The organism is Immundisolibacter cernigliae, from assembly GCF_001697225.1.
GTDB lineage: Bacteria > Pseudomonadota > Gammaproteobacteria > Immundisolibacterales > Immundisolibacteraceae > Immundisolibacter > Immundisolibacter cernigliae.
On sequence record NZ_CP014671.1, the window covers coordinates 2,393,206 to 2,415,990 of the forward strand.

The following is a 22,785-nucleotide window of genomic DNA, read 5'->3' on the forward strand; positions in this document are numbered from 1 at the left end:
GTTTGCAGCGTATTGCATAGCGCATCGCAAGCTGGTGACGACGGTAATTCTTGCCCTCACGGTCATGTTTGGCTATTTCGCGGCGCATGTGGAAATCAAGACGATCTTCCACGACCTGCTGCCCAAGGGCCATCCGTTTATCGAGATCAACGACAAGTACAACGAACGCTTCGGCGGTCCTAACATCGTCTCGATCATGGTCGAGGCCGAGCAGGGCGACATTTTCCAGCCCAAGGTTCTGGAGCGTATCAAGCAGATTACGGACGATCTGTACCTGGTGCCGGCGATCAACCAGTTCCAGGTGATCTCGCTGGCGTCGCGCAAGATCCGATCCATCAACTCGTCCACCGCGGGCATCGAAACCAAGCCGATGATGTGGCCGGAGTTGCCCAAGGACCAGGCCGAAATCGACCTGCTGCGGGAACAGGTGCTGGCCAGCCCGTTGGTTTACGGGCGCTACGTGTCGCCCGATCTGCGCTCGGCGCTGGTGACCGCCGACTTCATCGACCGCCTGATCGACTACGAAAAGCTGTACGACGGCGTCACCCAGATCGCCGAGAAGTACAACGGCGACGGTGTGCGCGTGCGCGTGGTAGGCGAACCCCTGTTGACCGGCTGGGTGGTGCACTACCTGCCCGAGACCTTCAAGCTGTTTGTGATAACCATCGCCATCATGGCGGTCTTGTTGTTCGTAACGGTGCGCACCTGGCGGGGCATATTGCTGCCGATGCTGGCCGGGGTGGTCAGCGCGGTGTGGGCGCTGGGCATTGCGAGTCTGTTCAAGGTCAATTTTGATCCCTTGATCATCGTCGTGGCTTTCCTGGTCACGGCCCGTGCCATTTCGCACGCGGTGCAGATGCTGGCCGCGTTCGACGACGAACTGGAGCGCGGCTACGCGTTGCCGAGCGTGTCGACACTGGGCGGCGTCGAGCCGGGGGTCCTGGACCAACGGCTCGACCGTGGCTATCTGCCCAAGCAGGCCGCGGCCAGGGCGCTCGTAGCCCTGTTCCGGCCCGGCATGCTGGGCGTGGTGGTGGATGCGGTGGCGGTTGCCATCGTGGCTGCCATGCCGATGCCTCTGTTGCAGAAGACCGCCTTTGTCGGCGCGGTCTGGCTGGGCACCATCGCGGTGTCTGCCATGGTGCTGGTGCCGACCTTGCTGTCGTGGGTAACCAGGCCGCATGCGGTGGCGTTTCCGATCGATACCAATCGCTGGGTGTTGCGCCCGCTGCTGAACCTGTGCGGCACCCTGGTGCTCGGTCGTCGATCCGTCGTGGTGGTGCTGATTGGCTTGGTCGTGCTGTTGGTTTCCGGTTTCTATGCCACCAAGGTGACGGTGGGTGATGCGCTGCCCGGTACGCCGCTGCTCTGGCCCGACCATCCATACAACGTCGACGCGAAGGCCATCAACGACACCTTCCAGGGCAGCGACCAGATGTTCGTGGTGCTGGAAGGCGAAGGACCGAACGCACTGAAGGACCCGGAGGTGCTGACCAACGTCGACAACTTCCAGCGCTACCTCGAAACGCAACCGCAGATCGGCGGCACGGTGTCAGTGGTGGACCTGATCGGGCCGGTGAATGCCAACCTGCACGAAGGCAACCGCCGCTTCGAGGAGCTGGGCCCCGTCGCCGACATCAACGGCGAGCTGCTGTTCATGTACATGCAGGGCACCGACCCGGGCGACATGGACCGCTTCGTGGATGCCGATTTCAAGGACGGCGCGGTGACCATGTTCTTCCGCGACCACAAGGGCGACACCATCCGCACGGCGGTCTCCCGTATCGAGGAATATCTTGAGAAAAATCCGCTCCCCGGTGAGTCGACCTATCGCCTGGCAGGCGGGCTCGTGGGCGTGCTGGCGGCGGTGAACGAGGAAGTGTTCGCGCGCCAGGTCGAGAGCATTGCGCTGGCGCTGCTGACCTTGTTTGTGCTGTCGGCCATTGCCTACCGCTCGACCGTGGCGGGGCTGTTCTACATGCCGCTGGTGATCATGTCCAACACGATCACGTTCGCGTTCATGGCCTGGAAAGGCATCGGCATGAACATCAACACCTTGCCGGTGGCTGCACTGGGCATCGGCCTGGGCGTAGACTATGCGTTCTACATCGTGGACGGCGTGAAGGAACGGTTTGAGGAAACCGGTGACGTGATGGCCTCTATCCAGGGATCGTTGCGCACGGCCGGTCGCGGCGTGCTGATCACCGGTGGCACCATGATCGCAGCGGTGCTGGTGTGGTATGCCTCGTCATTGAAGTTCCAGGCCGAAATGGGGCTGCTGATGGCGCTGTGGCTGACCGTGTCGGCGATCACCTCGCTGCTGCTGATCCCGGCGATGATCTATGTGTTCCGCCCGGCCTTCGTGTTTGGCGATGGGACACATCACGCCGCGGCCCAGCCGGCCACGGCCTAAGGTATGCGCGGCGGGCGTCAGTCGCCCGCCACAATTTCAGTTATGGGGAAGACATGTCTGATCTGATCAAGCTGTGCAAGGCGCAGGATGTGGCGCCGGGGCAATCCCTGCAGGTGGATGCCGAAGGCCTGCCCGCACTGGCCGTCTACAACCTCGAAGGCGAGTACTACGTCAGCAACAATATGTGCACCCATGGCATGGCCTGGATGACTGACGGCTACGTCGAGGGTGACGAGGTCGAGTGCCCCTTCCACGGCGGTCGCTTCAACATTCGCACCGGTGAGCCGACCGCGTTTCCGTGTGTGGTGCCGCTGCAGACCTATCCGGTCACCGTCGTCGATGGCGATGTCTGTATCCAGCGGCCGGTGGCCTGACAGGCCGCCTGTGCGGTCCCAAAAATTGGCCAGGGTTTGAGAATGCTCGATTTGTCCGCGCTGGTTCCGGTAGATCTGCACTACCAGGTCAGCAAATTGCTGAGCGATTACGTCGAGTGCATCGACGACGACCGGCTCGAGGAGTGGCCGCAGCTGTTCGTCGAGGATTGCCTGTACCAGGTGATCGCTCGGGAAAACGCTGACCGCGGCCTGCCGACCTCGGCCATGTACTGCGACAGCCGCGGCATGTTGCGCGACCGGGTGGTGGCGCTGCGCCATGCCAACATCTACGCCAAGCACTACTACCGGCACGTGCTCAGCAACGTCAACGTCAAGGGCGTGCAGGACGGCGAAGTGCTCGTGCAGAGCAATTACGTGGTGCTGCAGACACTGGTCGAAGGCGACACCAAGGTCTTCAACGCCGGCAAGTACCTGGACCGGATCGTGGCCACGCCCGACGGACTGCGTTTCAAGCGCAAGGTGGTGGTGTTCGATACCTACCGGATTCCCAACCTGCTGGTAACGCCGCTCTAAGTCGCGCAAGATTGGCTGCTCATCCAGCGCCAGATCGGAGGCTCCCCCATGAATGCGATACGCGAACCGGCCCTTGGGCATTTGCGCTGGCCGACCGCCGGCGGCAGTCAGGTTCCCTACGGTGTCTTCACCGACCCGGCCATTTACGAGCTGGAACAACAGCGACTGTTTCGCGGCGACGCCTGGTCGTTCGTCGCACTGGAAGCGGAAATTCCCGCCAGCGGCGACTACAAGTCGACCTTCGTTGGCGACTCGCCGGTGGTCGTCAGTCGTGCCGAGGACGGCTCGATCCATGCCTATGTCAACCGCTGTGCGCATCGTGGCGCCGCGATCTGTCGCGAGCTGCGCGGCAACGTGCAAAATCACACCTGCGTCTACCACCAATGGGCGTATGACCTCAAAGGCAACCTGATCGGCGTGCCGTTCCGGCGTGGTCTGAACGGCCAGGGCGGCATGCCGGCTGATTTCGACATGAAAAAGCACGGCCTGCAAAAGCTGCGCGTCGATGCCTACGCAGGCTTGGTGTTCGCGACGTTTTCGGACTCGGTCGAGCCACTGCAGGACTACCTGGGCCCGATGCCGTGCAAGGCCATCGACCGCATCATGAGTCGGCCGATCACGGTGCTGGGCGACCAGCGCCAGTACGTGGCGGGGAACTGGAAGCTGTACGCCGAGAACACCCGCGATCCTTATCATGCCAGCCTGCTGCACCTGTTCCACTGCACGTTTGGCCTGTACCGGTCCAGTCAGAAGGGCGTCAGCGTGATGGACGCCAAGCGGCGGCATTCGATGCTCACGGCGATGCGCGGCACCGACGAGGGCAAGGTCGATGGCTATCAGGACACCCGCACCTACAACACGGATTTCACCCTGGCCGACCCGTCGGTCTTGGCTGGCAAGCCGGATTTCGACGACGGCGTCACGCTGGTGATCCTGGCCGTGTTCCCGAACCTGGTCGTCCAGCAGATCGCCAACACGCTGGCGGTGCGCCAGATCATCCCGCGCGGTGTGGACAAGTTCGAGCTGGTCTGGACGCAGTTCGGCTACGCCGACGATGACTCAGAAATGCAGGCCATCCGCAACAAGCAGGGCAACCTGATCGGCCCGGCCGGCCTCATTTCCATGGAAGACGGCGAGGCGGTCGAGATCGTGCACCGCTCCATCATTCGCGACCAGGACCAGACCTCCTACATCGCCATGGGCGGCGAGCAGGCCAAGGATGCCGAGCACCTGGTGACCGAGGGCAGCATCATCGGTTTCTGGGAGTACTACCGCGAGGTGATGGGCTGGGCAGCCTGAGCGATTCTTAAAGGAAGCGCTGAATAAATCCATCGTGGATTTTTCAGCGCCCGCCATCGGAAAAGCGTGGTTTTCCGATGGCTCACAAAATCAGCAGCTTGCACCCGCCGATTTTGGCAGCGCGTCCCTGCGCTGCGGGAAGCGCTGAATAGATCAGCGCTTCCTTAACGATACCGACGAGGAGGGCGTCATGGCGTCAAAGGTGATTGATTTTTATATTGATTTCACAAGTCCGTTCACGTATCTGTGCAATCTCAAGTTGCCGGATCTGGCCGCCAGGTACGGTTACCAGCTCAATTACCACCCGATCGACATTCCGACCGCCAAGCTGGCGGCGGGTAACTACGGCCCTTCCAACCGTCAGGTGCCGGCCAAGATTCGTGCCCTGATGCAGGACCTGAATCGCTGGGCGGCGCACTATGGTGTGCCGTTCACGTTCCCCAAGGGCCTGAACGCCTGGCGCATGAACATCGGCACGTTTTACGCCATTGAAAAAGGCAAGGCGCGCCACTATGTGGACGAGGCCTATCGCCTGGTCTGGGCGGACGGCGTCGATCCGAACGACGATGCCGTGCTGCGCGGACTTGCCAAGACGGTGGGTCTGGATGCCGACGCCTTCATGGCGTATGTGTCCTCCCGCGAGGGCGAAAAGGCATACGAGGCATCGCGGGTCGCGGCGCACGCCCGGGGCGTGTACGGGGTGCCGATCATGATGGTCGACGACCAGATATGGTGGGGCAACGACCGGTTGATGTTTGTCGAGGAATACCTCAAGGCTCACGCCGCCTGAGGAAAGGCAAGAGGTTCGTGTTCAATGCCGATTTACGAGTACGCCTGCCGCGCCTGTGGCGTGCAGCGCGAAGTGATGCAGAAGGTCAGCGAGTCACCGCTGACGCACTGTCCGGCCTGCGGGGCTGAAGCGTTCGAGAAAAAAGTCTCCGCGGCCGGCTTCCAGCTCAAGGGCGGCGGCTGGTACGTGACCGATTTTCGCGACGGATCCCGCAAGGCAGCGGCGGGAACGGACGCGTCGGGCGATGCCTCAGCGACGCCCGCCCCGGCAAGCACGCCGGTCGCCGGTGACAGCAAGCCCAGCGCGCCCGCCCCGGCCGCGAGTCCGGCGTCAGTCGACTGAAGCGGTATCCTGCGGCGCCAGGCAGGCGGGGCCAGTCCCGTCCGCCTGGCGCCTTTTGCATTTTCTGAAGGGGGCGATGTGGTAGCCAATCGCCCCGTCATCAAGCATCGGAGCCTCTAGTGCGTAGCGTCTATTGCGGGTTGGTCGACAGCGCGGCCCTGGGCCAGACCGTCACCCTGTGCGGCTGGGTGCACCGTCGGCGCGATCACGGCGGGGTGATCTTTATCGACCTGCGCGACCGCGAGGGCCTGCTGCAGGTGGTGATCGACCCGGACACCGAGGCGGCCTTTCGCACCGCCGAGCAGGTGCGCTCCGAGTACGTGCTCAAGGTCGTCGGCACCGTTCGCCGCCGGCCGGCGGGCACCGAAAACACCGCCATGCGCAGTGGCGAAGTGGAAGTGCTCGCCAACCACATCGAGGTGCTGAACGCCGCCCAGACGCCGCCGTTCCAGATCGACGAGGACGACGTCCACGAGGAAAAGCGCCTGCGTTACCGGTACCTGGACCTGCGCCGCCCGGCCATGCTGGACCGCCTGCGCTTGCGCGCGCGGGTCAGCGGCTGGTTGCGGCGGTTTCTGGAGGCCGACGGCTTCATCGAGGTCGAAACGCCCATCCTTACCCGCGCCACGCCGGAAGGCGCGCGCGACTACCTGGTGCCAAGCCGCGTGCATCAGGGCAGCTTTTTCGCCCTGCCGCAGTCGCCGCAGCTGTTCAAGCAGATTCTGATGATGGGCGGCCTGGACCGCTATTTCCAGATCGCGCGCTGCTTTCGCGACGAGGACCTGCGCGCCGACCGCCAGCCGGAGTTCACGCAGCTGGACATCGAGGTGTCGTTCCTGGACGAGGACGCCTTCATGGCCATCATGGAGACCATGATCCGCGGGCTGTTTGCCGAGGTGATGGGCGTCGAGTTGCCAGACCCGTTGCCGCGCATGAGCTATGCCGAGGCCATGTCCCGCTTCGGCATCGACCGGCCGGACCTGCGCAATCCGCTGGAGCTGGTCGAGGTGTCGGACCTGCTGCGCGAGACCGATTTCAAGGTCTTCTCCGGCCCGGCGAACGATCCGGAAGGCCGCGTAGCCGCCTTGTGCGTGCCCGGCGGGGGCGCCAGCATGAGCCGGCGCGATCTGGACAACTACGTCGAGTTCGTCAAGCAGTTCGGCGCCAAGGGCCTGGCCTACATCCGCCTGGCAGAGGGCGCGGACGGCGGCGTCGAGTGGCAGTCGCCGATCGTCAAGTTCCTCAGCGGCGAGACCGTTGCCGCCATCCTGGAGCGGGTCGGCGCCACCGTGGGCGACGTGGTGTTCTTCGGTGCCGACAAGGCGAGCGTCGTCAACGGCTACCTGAGCCACCTGCGCGGCAAGCTGGCGGACGATCTCGGCCTGCTCGAAGGCGGCTGGAAGCCGCTGTGGGTGGTCGATTTCCCGATGTTCGAGCACGATCCGGACAGCGGCCGCTGGCAGGCGCTGCACCATCCGTTCACCGCCCCGCAGGTGGCCGACACGGACGCCATGCTGGCCGATCCAGGCAACTGCCTGTCGCGCGCCTACGACATGGTGCTCAATGGCTCGGAAATCGGCGGCGGCTCGATCCGCATCCACCGGCCGGACATGCAGCAGGCCGTGTTCGGTCTGCTCGGCATCGGCGAGGAAGAAGCGCAGGCCAAGTTCGGCTTCCTGCTGGAGGCGCTCGGCTACGGCGCGCCACCGCACGGCGGCATGGCCTTCGGCATCGACCGGCTGGTGATGCTCATGGCCGGCGCCAGCTCAATCCGCGACGTGATCGCCTTCCCCAAGACGCAGCGCGCCTCGTGCCCGTTGACGGATGCGCCCTCGACCGTCGACGATAGCCAGCTGCGCGAACTGGGCATCCGCAGCGCGCTCAAGAAACCCGCAACCACCTAATCTGCATAGCGATTCTCGTCATGGCCGGCCATTCCAAATGGGCTAACATCCAGCACCGAAAATCGGCGCAGGACGCCAAGCGCGGCAAGCTGTTCACCAAGCTGATCCGCGAGCTGACCACCGCCGCCCGCAGCGGCGGCGCCGATCCGGCCACCAACCCGCGCCTGCGCACCGCCATCGACAAGGCCCTGGCGGCCAACATGACGCGCGACACCATCGACCGCGCAACCAAGCGCGGCGCCGGTGGTACCGATGGTGATAACTACGAGGCGGTGCGCTACGAGGGCTACGGCCCAGGCGGCGTGGCCATCATGGTCGATTGCCTCACCGACAACCGCAACCGCACGGTCGGCGAGGTGCGCCATTTGTTCTCCAAGCGCGGCGGCAACCTGGGCACCGACGGCTCGGTGGCGTATCTGTTCGAGGCCCGCGGCAGCATTGTCCTGCCGGCGGATATAACCGAGGAGCGCGCCTACGAGCTGGCGCTCGAAGCCGGCGCCGACGACGTGCTGGTGCAGGACGGAACCATCGAGCTGCTGACCGCCTTCGATCGCCTGCACGAGGTGCGCGAGGCGCTGCTGGCGCTGGGCGTCACGCCGCAGTCGGCGGAGTTGGCCGAGCGGCCGACCACGTCGGTGCAGCTGGACGCGGAACAGACGCTGCAGGTGATCAAGCTGCTGGACGCGCTCGAAGACCTGGATGACGTGCAGCAGGTGCACTCGAACGCGGAGTTCTCGGACGAGGCGCTGGCAGCGCTGGCCTGACGGGGCGGCGTGACGCGCATACTCGGCATCGATCCTGGCTCGCGACTGACCGGTTTCGGACTCATCGACGCCCGGCGCGGGCGCGCGCAGTACGTCGAAAGCGGCGTCATCCGCATCGATCCGGGGCCGCTGGACACGCGCCTGGCCTGCATTTTCAGCGGCATCACCGAGCTGCTGGCCGAGTTTCAACCCACCTCGGTCGCCATCGAGAACGTATTCATGCACCGCAACGCCGCCTCGGCGCTCAAGCTCGGCCAGGCCCGCGGCGCTGCCATCGTGGCGGCGGCCGTGGCCGGCATAGCGGTTGCCGAGTACACGCCGGCCGAGATCAAGCTCAGCGTGGTCGGCAATGGGCGGGCTGCCAAAGCCCAGGTCCAGTTCATGGTCAGCCGGCTGCTGGGGCTGGCCGCCCTGCCGCGGGTCGATGCCGCCGATGCTCTGGCCGGTGCGCTGTGCCATGCGCAGCGCCTGGCCAATGATCTGCCCTCGACAGCCAGCCGGCGTCGTCGATGATCGGACGCATCGCCGGCACCCTGCTCGCCAAATCGCCGCCGATGCTGCTGGTGGACGTGGGCGGCGTGGGCTACGAGATCGACGCCCCGATGAGCACCTTCTACCGCCTGCCGGCGGTCGGCGAGCCGGTGCTGCTGCATACGCACCTGCTGGTGCGCGAGGACGCGCAGCTGCTGTATGGCTTTGCCAGCGAGGCCGAACGGGCGCTGTTTCGCCAGTTGCTCAAGGTCAGTGGCGTCGGGGCGAAGCTGGCGCTGGTGATCCTGTCCGGCGTGGCGGTGGACGAACTGCTGGCCATCGTCAGCGATGCCGATGCGGCGCGCCTGGTACGCATTCCGGGCATCGGGCGCAAGACCGCCGAGCGCCTGATCCTGGAACTGCGCGAGCCGCTGGGGCGCATGGCCAGCACGCCGGCCAGCGCCCTGGCGCCGCGCGGTGACGCCCTGCAGGATGCCGCCAGCGCGCTCGAGGCGCTGGGCTACAAGCCGACCGAGGCCCGGGCCGCGCTGCGTGACCTGACGGTCGCGGATCAGAGCAGCGAAGACCTGATCCGGGCGGCCCTCAAACGGCTGATGCGGGGCTAGGCATGGCGATCGAACGCGACGGCATCCTCAAACCCCAGCCGGTGGCAGTGGAGGAAGTCCACGTCGAGCGCGGCATCCGGCCCGGTCGCCTGGCCGATTACGTCGGCCAGCAGGCGATCCGCGAGCAGCTCGACATCTTCATCGGCGCCGCCCAGGGCCGAAAGGAGGCCATGGACCACGTGTTGTTGTACGGCCCGCCGGGCCTGGGCAAGACCACACTGGCGCACATCATTGCCCACGAACTGGGCGTTGGCCTGCGCACCACCTCCGGACCGGTGCTGGAGCGGCCGGGGGATCTGGCCGCCATCCTGACCAATCTGGCCCCCAACGACGTGCTGTTCGTCGACGAGATCCATCGCCTCAGCGCCACCGTGGAGGAGGTCCTCTACCCGGCGCTGGAGGATTTCCAGCTCGACATCATGATCGGCGAGGGGCCGGCGGCACGCTCGATCAAGCTCGACCTGCCGCCGTTCACGCTGATCGGCGCCACCACGCGCGCCGGCTTGCTGACTTCGCCGCTGCGCGACCGCTTCGGCATCGTGGCGCGGCTGGAGTTCTATACCGAGGAGGAACTGACGCTGATCGTGCAGCGCGCGGCGCGACTGTTTGATTTTGTGCTGGACGAGGGCGGCGCCCACGAGCTGGCGCGCCGCTCGCGCGGCACGCCGCGCATCGCCAACCGCCTGCTGCGGCGGGCTCGCGACTACGCGCAGATGCGCGCCGACGGCGCCGTGACGCGCGAGGTGGCCGACGCGGCGCTGGCCATGCTGGGTGTCGACCAGCGCGGTCTGGACGGCAACGACCGGCGCCTGCTGTCGGCCGTGCTGCAGAAGTTCGGCGGCGGCCCGGTGGGCGTGGACAACCTGGCGGCGGCCATCGGCGAGACGCGCGACACCATCGAGGACGTGATCGAGCCGTACCTGATCCAGCAGGGCCTGCTGATGCGCACGCCGCGGGGGCGGGTGGCCACCGAGGCGGCCAGTCTCTACCTGGGCCTGGCGCCGGCCATGGCACGCGGCGCTGCTCAGGACGACATCTTCGGCGACTGAATTTGTGCCGGCAGCGGGCGCAGTGGCGGCCGGCAGGTAAAATTCTGCGCTGCGGCAACGGTCTTACTGGCCGACGACGCAGCCACCTCACCGCAACCCTTTCCAAACACCCCTGCGGAGCATTGCTTGGCCAACGAGTTATCCATTGCCCACCTGGTGCTGGGGGCAGGTCCGGTCGTCAAGACCGTCATGGTGATCCTGCTCGGGGCCTCGGTGCTGTCCTGGACCATCATGCTGCGCAAACGCCGCGCATTTGCGCAGGTGGCGGCAGCCATCGAAGCCTTCGAGCGGCGCTTCTGGTCTGGCCAGGACATGGAAGAACTCTACAAGGCGGCCGCCGGCAGTGTTTATCCGCCCGGCAGTGTCGAGGGTCTGTTCATCGGTGGTTACCGCGAGTTCCGGCATTTGTACGAGCAGCCGCATCTGCCGATCGAGGCGGCGCTTGATTCCGCCCAGCGCGGCATGCGGGCCGGCATGTCGCGCGAAATGGAAGCGCTCGACGAGCACTTGCCGTACCTGGCCACGATCGGTTCGATCAGCCCGTACATCGGCCTGTTCGGTACCGTGTGGGGCATCATGAGCGCCTTCCAGTCGCTTGGCACCACGGGTCAGCCAACCTTGGCGCTGGTGGCGCCGGCCATCTCCGAGGCGCTGGTCGCCACCGCCATGGGCCTGTTCGCGGCCATTCCGGCGGTAATCGCCTACAACCGCTTTGCGTCGGTCGTGGATCACCGCGCCGGCCAGTACGACGCTTTCATCGAGGACTTCATGAGCCTGCTGCAGCGTCAGGCACATGCATTTCGTGCCGGGCTGGGCCAGCGCGGCGCCGCGAAGGGCTGACCGGCATGGCGCAGACGCAGGGCCGCCGCAAGCGCAGCCGGGTGGTGGCGGAAATCAATGTCGTGCCCTACATCGACGTGATGCTGGTGCTGCTGATCATTTTCATGATTACCACGCCGCTGCTGGAGCAGGGCGTGAAGGTTGACTTGCCGCAGACCCAGGCCGAGCAAGGCGAGCAGGTCGAACAGGAAAAACAGACTCCGATTCAGGTCACCGTGGACAAGGACGGTCGGTATTACTTCGACTTCGAGACCTATCGCAGCGAAGAGAGCAAGCCGGAGGACGCCGAGCGTCTGGTTGCCCTGACCCGGGTGGCTCTGGAGAAGGCGCCCGATGCGCCGGTAGTGGTGCGCGGGGACAAGGCGGTGCCGTATCAGGCGGTCATCGACGCCATGGCCCTGCTCCAGCAGGCGGGCGCCAAGAAGGTCGGCCTCATCACCCAGGCCGCCGACTGAGCGCATGGTCAAGCGGCGCGGCTCAAGCGGCGGTCTGTCCCGCCCCCTGTTCTGGGCGGTGCTGGCTCACGTTGCCCTGATTCTGCTGCTGACGGTGGGCGTCGATCTGTGGAAGGACGAGCCGGTGCGCCCGGCTGGCCAGCCGATCGAGGCCGAAGTGATCGACCCGGCGGCCCTGGATGCGGCCCGCGAACGGATCGACGCCGCCGAAAGGGCCCGTGCCCAGGCGGACCGTGCCCGTCAGGCCAAGGTCGAGGAGGAGCAGCGGCGCATCGAAGAGCTGCAGCGCCAGCGCGAGCGCGAACAGGAGCGCGCGCAGGCCGCCGCCGAGCAACGTCAGCAGGAGGAAGCCGCTGCCGCGAAAGCCGCCGAACAGGCGCAGCGCGAACGCGAGGCAGCCCAGCAAGCCGCGCAGGCAAAACAGCAGGCGCAGGCCGAGGCACGTGCCGCCGCGGAAAAAGCGGCGGCAGCCAAGGCGGCCGCCGACAAGGCCGCTGCGCAGAAAGCCGCCGCAGCCAGGGCGGCAGCAGAAAAAGCCGCGGCCGATGCCAAACAACAGGCGGATGCAAGCGCCGCCAAGCAGGCGGCCGAGCAGAAGCTCCAGCAGGATCAGGCAGCCAAGGCGGCGGCCCAGAAAGCCGCAGCCGAGAAAGCTGCCGCTCAGAAAGCAGCGGCCGACAAAGCCGCAGCGCAACAGGCAGCCGCCGCCAAGGCCGCAGCGGACAAGGCCGCGGCAGATAAAGCAGCCGCGCAGGCCGCCGCTGCAAAGGCTGCCGCCGACCAAGCTGCCGCCGCGCAGGCAGCGGCCGGGGCCGCCGAGCGGGCCAACCAGATCAACGGCTTTGTCGCGGCAATCCAGCGGCAGGTGCAGGCGCGCTGGCGCAAGCCGCTGAACTGGCCGCCGGGCCTGCGTTGCGAGCTGCGCGTGAAACTGCTGCCCAGCGGCGAGGTGATCGGTGCGCAGGCGGTGGCGTGTGGGGGTGATCCGGCCTTCGTCGAGTCGGTCGAGCAGGCGGTGATGGCGGCGTCGCCGTTACGGGTTCCAACGGATATCAGGCTGTTCAATGAACATTTCCGAAACTTCATTTTCGAGTTCAAGGCGGATGCGGTTTGACCTGCGCTGGATGGGGCTACTGTTGCTGGCCCTGGTCGGCGCGGCGCGCGCGGAGCTGCGGATCGAGATCACGCAGGGCGCGGCGCAGACCATCCCGATCGCCGTCGTGCCGTACGCCAACGACGGCGGGGCCGACTCCATTCACGCCGTGGTCGGGGCCGACCTGACGCGATCCGGGCAGTTTCGCGTGGTGGCCGACGAGCAGATGCTGTCGCGCCCGACCGAAGCGGCGCAGGTCGATTTTCGCGACTGGCAGCTGGTGATGGCTCAGTACCTGACCATCGGCCGGATATTGCCGCAGCCGGACGGGCGCTTCACGGCCGAGTTCGAGCTGTTCAACGTCGCCACCGGCCAGCGCATGACCGGCGCCCGCTTTCCGGGCGTCGCGCCGGCCAGCAAGCGCCGCCTGGCGCACCACATCGCCGACTTGATCTACGAAGCCATCACCGGCGTGCGCGGCGTGTTCGGCACCCGCGTGACCTACGTGACGCAGGTCGGCAACAACTACGAGCTGCAAATCGCCGACGCCGACGGCTACAACCCGGTCACGGTGCTGCGCACGCAGGAGCCGATCCTGTCGCCCACCTGGTCGGCGGATGGCCGCTTCGTTGCGTATGCGACCTACGCCAACCGGCGGGCCGCCATTTTTCGTCAGGACGTCAGCACCGGTGTGCGTCAGCTGGTGTCATCGTTTCCGGGTCTGAACGGCGCCCCGGCGTTTTCCCCGGACGGCGGGCGCATTGCGATGGTGCTGTCCAAGGACGGCAACCCGGACATCTACGTGATGGACCTGGCCGGCGGCCCACCTCGGCGCGTGAGTCAGCATTACGCCATCGACACGGAGCCGAACTGGTCGCCCGACGGACGCTACATCTACTTCACGTCCGATCGCAGCGGTGGCCCGCAGGTCTATCGTGTGCCCGCCAGCGGCGGCGCCGAGGAGCGGGTGACCTTCGACGGCAACTACAACACCCGCCCGGCGGTGTCGCCCGACGGGCGCAAGATCGCGATGGTGCACGGGGCAGCGGGGCGCGGCTACCGGATTGCCGTGCTCGACATCGCCAGCCGCCGACTCGACGTACTGACCGATGGTCCACTTGACGAATCGCCGGGCTTCGCGCCCAACGGACAGGTCATCATCTATACTACGAAATCAGGTGGCGCCGAGGCGCTCGCCACTGTTTCGATTGATGGCAATGTCCGCCAGCGCCTGGGCGTCGTCCAGGCCAAAGTGCGAGAACCCGGTTGGTCGCCGTTCGGTGCCACACCCTGATTTCCCCCAACGCTCGTGAGGAGCTTCTGTCCATGAAGAAGTTTTTGTATGTGTGCGTGATTGCCCTGACCGCCGTGGCTGTGACCGGTTGCGGCAAGAAAGCGACCACCCGCGCTGGGGGCGATGCGGCATCGACGTCCGGCACCGCTGGCACCGGCACCGGGGCGGATGGTGCCTACGGGGCCGGTTCCGGCACGGGTTTTGCGGCCGGCTCGCTGGACGATCCCAGCAGCCCGCTGTCGCAGCGCAAGATCTACTTCGGTCTGGATCGCTACGACGTCACCGACGAATATCGTTCGCTGGTCGAGGCGCATGCCGGCTATCTGCGCAGCAGCCCGAGTGCGGCGGTTACCCTGGAAGGCCATACCGACGAGCGCGGCTCGCGCGAGTACAACATCGCGCTGGGCGAGCGCCGCTCGAACGCGGTGCGCGACCTGCTGGTGGCGCTGGGTGCCTCGGCCAGCCAGATCACCACCGTCAGCTATGGCGAGGAGAAGCCGGCCTCCGATTGCCATGACGAGAGCTGCTGGTCGCAGAACCGGCGCGTGGAAATCGTCTACACCGCACGGTAATTGCTGATGCTGCACCGTTCCGGCCGCGCTGGCGGCGCATTGCTTGTCTTGCTGGCACTGGCCGGCGCGGTGTCGGCAGCGACCAGCCCCAGGGACTTCGACCAGCGCCTGACGGCGCTGGAGCAGGCGGCCGGCGCCGCCGGTGCGGGGGCTGGCCAGAGCCAGGCGCAGGTGGTGATGCAATTGCAGCAGATGCAGGCCGAACTGCGCCAGCTGCGCGGCATGGTGGAGGAATCCGCCAATCAAGTGCAGCAGTTGCAAAAGCGCCAGCGCGAGTTCTATCTGGACCTCGACGGTCGGCTGAGCACGCTGGAAGGAGGTGGTTCGCCGTCCGGTGGGACTGCCGCGCCGCCAGCCGAGCCGGGGACTGACGCCGCAGCGCCAAGCCCGCCACCCGGCGGGTCGGCAGGCGTCGATGCGCCCGCAGCGCCGGGACCCGCGTCGACGGCGGATGCCGGGCCGGTCGAGAGGCCGGTTGCGCCGGTCGTTGCTCCGCCTCCCCCGCCGGCGCCCGCCGGCCAGGTGGCATCGGTTGCGCCGGCTGCGGCGGATGCCGGCGGTGAACAGGCTGCCTATCGGGCGGCTTCCGAGCTGCTGCGCATCGGACGCTACGAGGACGCCATCGCCGGCTTCCAGGCGCAGCTTCAGCAATATCCGGGCGGCAGTCTTGCCGACAACGCACAGTACTGGATCGGTGAGGCGTACTACGTCACGCGCCAGTTCGACCGTGCGCTGGCCGAATTCCAGCGCGTTGTGGCGCAGTATCCACAGTCGCCCAAGGCGGCCGATGCCCTGCTCAAGGTGGGTTATATCCAGTACGAGCGTCGGCAGTTCGCGGCCGCCCGCCAGACGCTGACGGATCTCAAGACCACCTGGCCCAACAGCCCGGCGGCTCGTCTGGCGGACAACCGCCTGAGCCGGATGAAGGAAGAGGGCGTCTGAGAGCTTGTGACATTCAAGCTCTCAGTCCGGCCAGGGCTGGCCGGTCGCCCATCGAGCACGCAAGTGCTTGATGGGCGGGAGCGAATCCGGGCGTGTACCGGACTCGCGACAGAAGAAATGCGCAGGACGTGCATTTCTTTACAAATTCTGAGCCGCCCGCCGGCTGGTTTGCAATGACCGTACATGCCCAGGCTGCGCCGGCGAAGGTGCCGGCGGTTCGCCTCAAGATCACCGAAATCTTCCATTCGATACAGGGTGAAGGCCTGACGGCCGGCGTGCCGACGGTGTTCGTGCGTCTGACCGGCTGCCCGCTGCGTTGCAGTTACTGCGATACCGCCTATGCCTTCACGGGCGGCGAGTATGTGGAACTGCCGGCGATCCTGAGCCGAGTGGCGGCCTTCGCGACCTCGCATGTGACGGTCACCGGTGGCGAGCCATTGGCTCAGGCCGGCTGCCTGGAGCTTCTGAGCGCCCTGTGCGACGCGGGTCATCAGGTGTCGCTCGAAACCAGCGGCGCGCTCGACGTGGCGCCGGTCGACCGGCGCGTGGTGCGCGTGCTCGACCTGAAAACGCCATCATCCGGCGAATGCGCCCGCAACCTGTATGCAAATCTGGACCTGCTGCAGTCGGGTGATCAGGTGAAATTCGTGCTGACCGATCGGGCCGACTACGACTGGGCGGTCGAAACCGCCAGGCGGTATGACATTGCCAGCCGGGCCTGCGTCCTGTTTTCTCCCGCCTTCGGCTTGCTCGACGCCGCGACGCTGGCCGACTGGATGCTGGCCGACCGGCTGCCCTTTCGCCTGCAGTTGCAACTGCACAAACTGCTGTGGGGCGAGGTGCCGGGCCGATGAATGAGTCCGCGCGTGGCCCGGCCGTCGTCCTGCTGTCCGGCGGGCTCGATTCCGCCACGGTGCTGGCCATGGCGCGCGCTGATGGCTATCTGTGTCATGCGCTGAGCATCGACTACGGACAGCGTCACGGTGCGGAACTGGCGGCGGCGGCGCGGGTGGCCGCTGCCGGCGGCGCGGCCAGCCATCGCACGGTCTCGGTCAACCTCGACGCCATCGGCGGCTCGGCCCTGACCGATGTGTCGATCGATGTGCCGTCGTCGCCCAGCGCCGGCATACCGGTGACCTACGTGCCGGCCCGCAACACGGTGTTTCTGGCCATTGCACTGGGCTACGCCGAGGTGTTGGCCGCCTCAGCCATCTTCGTGGGCGTCAACGCGGTCGACTATTCCGGCTATCCGGACTGTCGGCCGGCGTTCATCGACGCCTTCCAGGCCTTGGCGGACGTCGCCACCAAGGCCGGCGTGGAAGGTCAGGGGCCACGCATCGCCGCGCCGCTGCTGCGGCTGTCCAAGGCCGATATCGTTCGCCGAGGTCAGGAACTGGGCGTCGATTATGGGCTCACGGTGTCTTGTTATAATGCCGACCCGCAAGGCCGGGCCTGCGGCCAGTGCGATGCCTGTCGCCTGCGGGCGGAGGGCTTTCGCGTTGCCGGCGTGGCCGATCCCACCGTCTATTTCCCCGCCTGACCGTATCCATTCCGGCCCATCCGGGCCTGCCCCCACGGGGCCGTTAGCTCAGTCGGTAGAGCAGCGGACTTTTAATCCGCGTGTCCTGGGTTCGATTCCCAGACGGCCCACCATTTCGCATTCCGCCGGCGCCCGCCAAGCGCCGCGAACCCCGTATGAAGCCAAGCGTCAAGACACATCGTTGGCTTTGCCGGCGCCCGCTTGCGTCCATGACATCCAGTAATCTGACGGTAACTTCAGCGGTGATCAGCGCACCGCCGCGACGCGGCGCGCCTTGGCTTTTCCGCGGCGACGCTGCGGCATTGGGAACGCGGCGACTGCACGCCCAAAGGGCCGACGCTGGCATTGCTCAATGTCATACACAGTGGGAACCGAAGGCCGCGCTGCGGGCGCTGGCTGCCTGATCGTTTGCCGCGCCCAGGCCGACGGGGCGAAAAGCCGGACACCTTCGCTGGCTTGGTACGGTGCCTTTATGAAGGACGCGTGACGGAGTACCGCACATGACCCCGGAGTTTTTGACACTGGCCGACACAGCTACCGCGTTGAAGATCGAGCCGCACCACGTGAAAGACCTTGTCGCAACGGGCAAGATCCGCTGCGGCCTTTTCGTGCCCCGCTGGAAGGGCCAGGCGTCAATCGTCCATAGGCGGTCGGGCAAAGGGTTGCACTGGGAAGGCGAGGCAGTCGATTTCAACCCGCGCGATCCCCGCTTGAAAAGCTGGCACTACCGCTGCGTCGAGACCAGCGAGGAATACACGGTAGCAGACACGTGGATTGCCCAATTCTGGTACCTGCACCACTCCACCGCGTACCCGCTGGCCTTGGCCGGCGCCGATGGTGTGGATTGTGAATGGCTAGCACCACTGGACCCGGCCAGCCTGCACCTACATTCCCCAGACTGTTTCCCATGGCCCAATGACTTCATTTTCGACGTCGCAAAGGAACAGGAACAGTCGCGCCGGATCACTTGGGAAAACATACGTTTTCGGCAGCCGGATGTGGAAGCGCTGACCCGCGAACAGAAAAGCCCGGCCGTGCAGGCTGGCAGCGCGCAGATCCCGTGGCAGGAAGTTGCGCGGACCATCGCGGACGAACTTTGGGCAGGCGATCACGCACAGGGCTTCGAACGCACACTCAAGCAATACGCTGATTTGGTGGAGGTCGAAATGCAGAAACGACGGATTCAAGGGGCGCGCGGAATCCTTGACGCGAAAAACATCCAACGCGAGGCTTTGGGCGGTCATTTGTGGTGGGCGAACAGGAAAAAATGACCCGCGGGAAAGTGGGGAAATGGGATTCCCATTTTCACGCTTTCCCCTCCTGTGACGATAAATTTAACGCATTGAATTATAAAATCTTTTTTGCTATAAATTTTTTAAAAGATCGCTTGTTTCCCCACAATTCCCGGCATTGAATGACATCCCGATACCGCTGACTTCCGGCGGTGCTTTTCGGAGGTGTCCCCGTGATCGATTTCAACTGCCCATCGCCCGAAACACTGCTTCGGGCACGCGAGTTCCTGAAACCCGGTAGCCCGGTCCCGATGGGACGCACGCTGTGGGTTCAGAGGGTGGCCGACGGCCGGGCGCTGGCATCGGCCGTCTGGAAGGGCCGCCTGACGGCCCGGAAGTGGGCCGGGCCGGCATCCGGCGGTTTCTGGCCGGCGCGGCGGCTGACCAAGGGCGCTCGAACGGCCGCCCCTGGTCGTCTTCGATGTCGACGAAGCGGACGACGGCCAAGGTGTCCGAAGCGGACAAAATGGCGGACATTCCAGGCAACGTGTTTCAAGCGCATAAGCGGCAACTGGCCGTCTTATAAGCAAGTTATTGACCATACAACGGGACATTCTGGTGGACATCCAGAACCTACAGAAGCTTGCCCGGCGAGTTCAGACCGACCGCTTCGGCCCGTTCACCTTCCAGGGCGGCCTGGACCTGCAGGCACTGGAATTGCCGCTGATGTGCGTTCAGGATGCGCATCGGCGCTTCTTCGGCTCGCCGCGATCAAGCTGCGTCAAGGCTCGGCCTGTCAGACCCTCTACCGCGATAAAACGGACAAGACCAAACAGCGCGACTTGCGCCGGTTGCGCGAGCAGGACTGGCTGCGGGTGGGTGTCGGCGGCATGGTGTGGCCGGGCGTCATTGCCGGACCTGATGATGGCGTGATCTGAAGGCAGCCGGCGCGAGGGGCATCGCCGTTATCGAGGCGGGGCGTCGAGCGCTGCCATTGCTGGCGGTTGTGGCCGGTGTAGCGGCCCACGGCCACGCCGGTGCCCGGCGCCTCCTGTTCCACGTAGCCGCACAGCATGGCGCCGACGGTGACGGCAGAGTGCGGCCGGCCGGACTGATCCGGCAGCAGGCTTTCGTCCTTGGCCGCGACGACCAGTCCCTCCATCGTGCCCATGGCGGTGAGCAGGCGTTCGGTCGGGCCGCACAGCTGGTCTTCCGGCTGGCCGGCGGCGAGGGCGGCGAACTTGGCCGCCACCTCGGCCGCGAAGGTCTGTACAGGCTCTGGATGCTGGGCGGGGCTGTCATGGGCGCAAAAGCGTACGCCGTTTGGGGTGGTGTCCGGACTGCATATGCGGCGTACCGCGGAGACGTCGCCCGTTGTTTTTGTGCCTGCGCAGATTCACGCGCGGCGCCGGTGTTAGACTTGGTTTTCATTTTTAGGCCTCGGGGTGTTCGCCTTGTCGAGTGTGTTGCGCGAGATTCGGTCTTTTGTGTAGGGCGGGTCTTGTCAGTCTCCGGTAAGGGAATGCGGATTCATTCAGGTACGTCGGTCCGGTGGAAGCCGGAATTCGTTACAAGCGGCGGCCTGGCTCCGGTAATAAACCGGGGTGTTGAATAGAATCATTCATTCATGAATTCCCCATCTTTAGTCATTACCTATACATGGCATATCTGATCGTAAAGCAGACCAAGAAAACCCTTTCCAAGGGCAAGTTCCTCGATCGCGAGAGCGGAGAAATTTATGAACGCGAGCGGCTGACCACGGATAGGGAAGCCTATCTGAACAGTGTGGATCCGGTGTGCTGGGTGCCGTGGATCGACATGGCGATGACCTTCTCCACCCGTGCCAAGGCCGAACAGGTACGCCGCGTCTTGCCGATCGAGAACGTGTCGATCGAAGCCGTATAACGGCGCATCCGATCCGGACGGGCTACCTGTCACGTCCCGGCCGATTATTTGGCCTTCGATGAAACAGCTCCGGTTTTGAAGCGTACCAGTGCTGAAGCGCTTGAGCCGGAGTCTGGGCGTTCAGTGCCTTCTGCGGCAAGTGGTGGTTGTAGAGCGTGACATAGCGGTGCAGGGTCTGCTCCAGGTCCTCGCTGGACCTGAAGTGGTGCGTGCGCAGCAGGTCCGCGATGCGCCCGTTGAAGCGCTCGACCATGCCATTGGTCTGCGGGTGGCGCGGGGGCGTCAGACGGTGCTCGATGCCCAGTTCCTGGCACAGGCGATCGAACTCATGCGTCCCGGTCGGGGCCCGCGCCCGGCTCCCGAACAGCCGGTCCGTGAACTCGGTGCCGTTGTCGGTGAGCAGGCGCGTGATGCGCACCGGGCAGGCCGTGGCCAGGGCACTGAGGAAGGCGCGCGCCGAGCGCGCGCTCTTGTCGGCTTTCAGGGCCACGTAAACCCAGCGGGTGGCCCGATCGATGGCCACGAACAGGAACCGGCGCCGGTCCTCGTCGGCCATCTGCGGCAGGTACTTCACGTCGACGTGCACAAAGCCGGGCACGTAGGTCTTGAAGGTCTTGCTGACCGCTTTGTCCGGCGCCGGGCGCAGGGCGCGCAGGTTGCCCACGCCGTGGCGGCGCAGGCAGCGGTCCAGCCCGGAGCGGGACACGTCCGGACACAGGAACTCGCGCGTCACCGCCAGCAGGTCGTCCAGCGGCAGCAGCAGGGCCCGGCGCAGGTAGACCACGATCGCCTCCTGGCCGGGGGTCAACGTCGTTTGCAGGCGGTGCGCGGTGTGCGGCCGGTCGTAGACATCCGGGCGCCGCTTCCATTTGTAGATCGTCGGCTCGGTGACGCCAAAGCGGCGGGCCAGCACCGCCACCGGCTCATCACTGGCCGCGATCTGCGCCCGCACGTGGGGCGTGGTGCGGGCTTGTTTGTGCAGTGCAATCAGCATGCGGACACCTCCCGATCAACCGCTTTCCCGTCCCCTGCCAGCTCCCGGAACACCTCGCGCGCCAGCAGCAGCGGGGACCGAGACGGAACTATATGATGATCCGGGATGGAACAGCTACCCGGCCGGACACTCCATAAGTCCGCTCTTCCGGCGCCCGGGCGGGATTGCCTGCCCTGAGCATTGCCGGCTATCGGGCAAGAGATGCCAGTCACCGCCCGCCGCTGTCCGCGGATGGCGGTTTTTTTTTGTAGCTGCGCAGCGCGAGGACTGTTCGAAATGTACGAACGTCTATTGCCGATGATCCTGATTCTGGCGTCCGGTCTGGCCTGGCGGCAGGTGCTGCCGGGTGGTATTCCGATGCAGCAGGTGCGTCAGGTCCTGAACACCCTGGTCATCAACCTGCTGGTGCCGGCGCTGATTTTTGGCGTGTTCCTGAATGCCCACCCGGAGCCGGCGCTGTACCGCGTGCCGCTGGTGGCGCTGGTCACGATCGGCGCGTGCCTGGGCGCCGGGCTGCTGGTGTTCGGCGCCATGCTGCGAGCCGGGCGGCTGACGCGCGCCGAGGCCGGGGCGGCGGTGCTGGCAGTCGGTTTCGGCAACGGCCTGGGCGCCGCGCTGGCGGTGGTGGAGGGCCTGTTTGGCGGCACCGCCACGCGCGTGCCGCTGATGTACGAGATGTTCGCCACGGTGCCGGTGCACTGGTCGCTGGGGGTGGCGCTGGCGGCCTGGTTCGGCGGCGCGGCGGTCGGCTGGAACAGCGCGCTGGTGGTGCTGCGCATGCCGCCGTTCTGGGCCACGTTGGTCGCGCTGGCGGTCAACGCCAGCGGCGTGGCGGTGCCCGACAGCGTGGTTCACGCCTTTGGCGTGCTGGGCCAGGCTTCGGTGCCGCTGCTGTTGTTCGTGGTCGGCAGCACGTTTACGTTCAAGGGCCTGTCGCGCTTGTCGGTGCTGGTGCCGGTGGTGCTGCTGCGGCCGGTGTTGGGCGTGGCGGTGTGCCTGCTGGCGGCGCGGGCGCTGGACCTCGACGGGACGCTGCTGACTGCCACGACCATCGTGGCGGCGGCGCCGTCGGTGGCCGTGGGCATCGCGATCTGCGAGCGCTTCAAGCTCGATTCGGCGTTGTTCACCGCCGCGCTCACCGTGACGACGGTGCTCTACGTGCTCGTTGCGCCCTATCTGCAAGGCTGGATTGGATGATGCATGCGCTTGCCGATCATCCTCGCCTCGCCAAACAGCGCCCGTAGCGGGCGCTTTCCGCGCAGGCTTCCGGTTCAGTCGGGCATGGCCGGCTGTTCGCCGTCTTCGTCCTCGCCGTCGTCCGCGTACTCGACCACGGTTGGTACGTAGGCGCC

The 22,785-nt window shown here is 65.8% G+C and carries 24 protein-coding genes, 1 tRNA gene and 1 pseudogene; 24 read left to right on the forward strand and 2 right to left on the reverse strand.

Annotated elements, in window-relative coordinates:
• Positions 1 to 34 precede the first annotated feature (34 nt).
• From PG2T_RS11370 to PG2T_RS11470, 22 genes and pseudogenes are all read left to right on the forward strand, one after another.
• On the forward strand, positions 35 to 2,413 hold the full coding sequence (locus PG2T_RS11370; RefSeq protein WP_202816331.1) for an efflux RND transporter permease subunit: 2,379 nt from the start codon (positions 35 to 37) through the stop codon (positions 2,411 to 2,413).
• A gap of 53 nt (positions 2,414 to 2,466) precedes the next feature.
• Positions 2,467 to 2,787, forward strand: a complete 321-nt coding sequence (locus tag PG2T_RS11375) for a non-heme iron oxygenase ferredoxin subunit (RefSeq protein WP_068805489.1) — start codon at positions 2,467 to 2,469, stop codon at positions 2,785 to 2,787.
• Positions 2,788 to 2,829: 42 nt separating this feature from the next.
• Positions 2,830 to 3,321 (forward strand): aromatic-ring-hydroxylating dioxygenase subunit beta, encoded by a 492-nt coding sequence (locus PG2T_RS11380; protein WP_068805490.1) that lies wholly within the window; start codon positions 2,830 to 2,832, stop codon positions 3,319 to 3,321.
• 48 nt (positions 3,322 to 3,369) lie between these two features.
• A complete protein-coding gene (locus PG2T_RS11385; RefSeq protein ID WP_068805491.1) occupies positions 3,370 to 4,620 on the forward strand; it encodes an aromatic ring-hydroxylating dioxygenase subunit alpha in 1,251 nt (416 codons plus the stop codon).
• 190 nt (positions 4,621 to 4,810) lie between these two features.
• Positions 4,811 to 5,410, forward strand: a complete 600-nt coding sequence (locus PG2T_RS11390) for a 2-hydroxychromene-2-carboxylate isomerase (RefSeq protein WP_068805492.1) — start codon at positions 4,811 to 4,813, stop codon at positions 5,408 to 5,410.
• Between the two features lie 24 nt (positions 5,411 to 5,434).
• Positions 5,435 to 5,752 (forward strand): FmdB family zinc ribbon protein, encoded by a 318-nt coding sequence (locus PG2T_RS11395; protein ID WP_068805493.1) that lies wholly within the window; start codon positions 5,435 to 5,437, stop codon positions 5,750 to 5,752.
• Positions 5,753 to 5,871: 119 nt separating this feature from the next.
• Complete coding sequence (aspS, locus tag PG2T_RS11400) at positions 5,872 to 7,656, forward strand: aspartate--tRNA ligase (RefSeq protein ID WP_068805494.1); 1,785 nt, start codon at positions 5,872 to 5,874, stop codon at positions 7,654 to 7,656.
• A 20-nt stretch (positions 7,657 to 7,676) separates the two neighbouring features.
• Entirely contained in the window at positions 7,677 to 8,420 is a 744-nt protein-coding gene (locus tag PG2T_RS11405) for a YebC/PmpR family DNA-binding transcriptional regulator (protein ID WP_068805496.1), read from the forward strand.
• Between the two features lie 9 nt (positions 8,421 to 8,429).
• Entirely contained in the window at positions 8,430 to 8,933 is a 504-nt protein-coding gene (gene ruvC / locus PG2T_RS11410) for a crossover junction endodeoxyribonuclease RuvC (protein WP_068805498.1), read from the forward strand.
• On the forward strand, positions 8,930 to 9,517 hold the full coding sequence (ruvA, locus tag PG2T_RS11415) for a Holliday junction branch migration protein RuvA (protein ID WP_068805502.1): 588 nt from the start codon (positions 8,930 to 8,932) through the stop codon (positions 9,515 to 9,517). The genes ruvC and ruvA overlap by 4 nt, the downstream gene beginning before the upstream one ends.
• A gap of 2 nt (positions 9,518 to 9,519) precedes the next feature.
• On the forward strand, positions 9,520 to 10,566 hold the full coding sequence (gene ruvB / locus PG2T_RS11420) for a Holliday junction branch migration DNA helicase RuvB (RefSeq protein ID WP_068805504.1): 1,047 nt from the start codon (positions 9,520 to 9,522) through the stop codon (positions 10,564 to 10,566).
• Between the two features lie 126 nt (positions 10,567 to 10,692).
• Positions 10,693 to 11,406, forward strand: coding sequence for a protein TolQ (tolQ, locus tag PG2T_RS11425; protein ID WP_068805506.1), 714 nt, complete (start codon positions 10,693 to 10,695; stop codon positions 11,404 to 11,406).
• A 5-nt stretch (positions 11,407 to 11,411) separates the two neighbouring features.
• Positions 11,412 to 11,861, forward strand: coding sequence for a protein TolR (tolR, locus tag PG2T_RS11430; RefSeq protein WP_068805509.1), 450 nt, complete (start codon positions 11,412 to 11,414; stop codon positions 11,859 to 11,861).
• A 4-nt stretch (positions 11,862 to 11,865) separates the two neighbouring features.
• Positions 11,866 to 12,975 carry a cell envelope integrity protein TolA gene (gene tolA, locus PG2T_RS11435; RefSeq protein WP_068805512.1) on the forward strand — a complete coding sequence of 370 codons (1,110 nt, stop codon included), beginning with the start codon at positions 11,866 to 11,868 and terminating at the stop codon, positions 12,973 to 12,975.
• A complete protein-coding gene (tolB, locus tag PG2T_RS11440) occupies positions 12,965 to 14,248 on the forward strand; it encodes a Tol-Pal system beta propeller repeat protein TolB (protein ID WP_068805515.1) in 1,284 nt (427 codons plus the stop codon). Before tolA ends, tolB begins: the two co-directional genes overlap by 11 nt.
• A 32-nt stretch (positions 14,249 to 14,280) precedes the next feature.
• Positions 14,281 to 14,820 carry a peptidoglycan-associated lipoprotein Pal gene (gene pal, locus PG2T_RS11445; protein WP_068805518.1) on the forward strand — a complete coding sequence of 180 codons (540 nt, stop codon included), beginning with the start codon at positions 14,281 to 14,283 and terminating at the stop codon, positions 14,818 to 14,820.
• Positions 14,821 to 14,826: 6 nt separating this feature from the next.
• Positions 14,827 to 15,762 carry a tol-pal system protein YbgF gene (gene ybgF / locus PG2T_RS16845; protein ID WP_145931080.1) on the forward strand — a complete coding sequence of 312 codons (936 nt, stop codon included), beginning with the start codon at positions 14,827 to 14,829 and terminating at the stop codon, positions 15,760 to 15,762.
• 173 nt (positions 15,763 to 15,935) lie between these two features.
• Positions 15,936 to 16,616 (forward strand): 7-carboxy-7-deazaguanine synthase QueE, encoded by a 681-nt coding sequence (gene queE / locus PG2T_RS11455; RefSeq protein WP_068805520.1) that lies wholly within the window; start codon positions 15,936 to 15,938, stop codon positions 16,614 to 16,616.
• Entirely contained in the window at positions 16,613 to 17,302 is a 690-nt protein-coding gene (gene queC, locus PG2T_RS11460) for a 7-cyano-7-deazaguanine synthase QueC (RefSeq protein ID WP_068805524.1), read from the forward strand. Before queE ends, queC begins: the two co-directional genes overlap by 4 nt.
• 37 nt (positions 17,303 to 17,339) lie before the next feature.
• Positions 17,340 to 17,415 (forward strand) — tRNA-Lys (locus tag PG2T_RS11465).
• A gap of 151 nt (positions 17,416 to 17,566) precedes the next feature.
• Positions 17,567 to 17,706, forward strand: a pseudogene (locus tag PG2T_RS17045) (helix-turn-helix domain-containing protein); the annotation flags it as partial.
• Positions 17,707 to 17,802: 96 nt separating this feature from the next.
• Positions 17,803 to 18,573 carry a hypothetical protein gene (locus tag PG2T_RS11470; protein ID WP_068805527.1) on the forward strand — a complete coding sequence of 257 codons (771 nt, stop codon included), beginning with the start codon at positions 17,803 to 17,805 and terminating at the stop codon, positions 18,571 to 18,573.
• 766 nt (positions 18,574 to 19,339) lie between these two features.
• Here PG2T_RS11470 and PG2T_RS11475 read toward each other — a convergent pair.
• Entirely contained in the window at positions 19,340 to 19,786 is a 447-nt protein-coding gene (locus tag PG2T_RS11475; protein WP_068805530.1) for a hypothetical protein, read from the reverse strand.
• Positions 19,787 to 20,193: 407 nt separating this feature from the next.
• Here PG2T_RS11475 and PG2T_RS11480 point away from each other — a divergent pair, with 407 nt between their 5' ends.
• Positions 20,194 to 20,439 carry a hypothetical protein gene (locus PG2T_RS11480; protein WP_068805533.1) on the forward strand — a complete coding sequence of 82 codons (246 nt, stop codon included), beginning with the start codon at positions 20,194 to 20,196 and terminating at the stop codon, positions 20,437 to 20,439.
• Between the two features lie 22 nt (positions 20,440 to 20,461).
• On the opposite strand, the gene PG2T_RS11485 is transcribed toward PG2T_RS11480, so the two are convergent.
• Entirely contained in the window at positions 20,462 to 21,433 is a 972-nt protein-coding gene (locus tag PG2T_RS11485; protein ID WP_068802899.1) for an IS481 family transposase, read from the reverse strand.
• Between the two features lie 276 nt (positions 21,434 to 21,709).
• On the opposite strand from PG2T_RS11485, the gene PG2T_RS11490 reads away from it, so the two are divergent.
• Complete coding sequence (locus PG2T_RS11490) at positions 21,710 to 22,630, forward strand: AEC family transporter (protein WP_158513194.1); 921 nt, start codon at positions 21,710 to 21,712, stop codon at positions 22,628 to 22,630.
• Positions 22,631 to 22,785 lie beyond the last annotated feature (155 nt).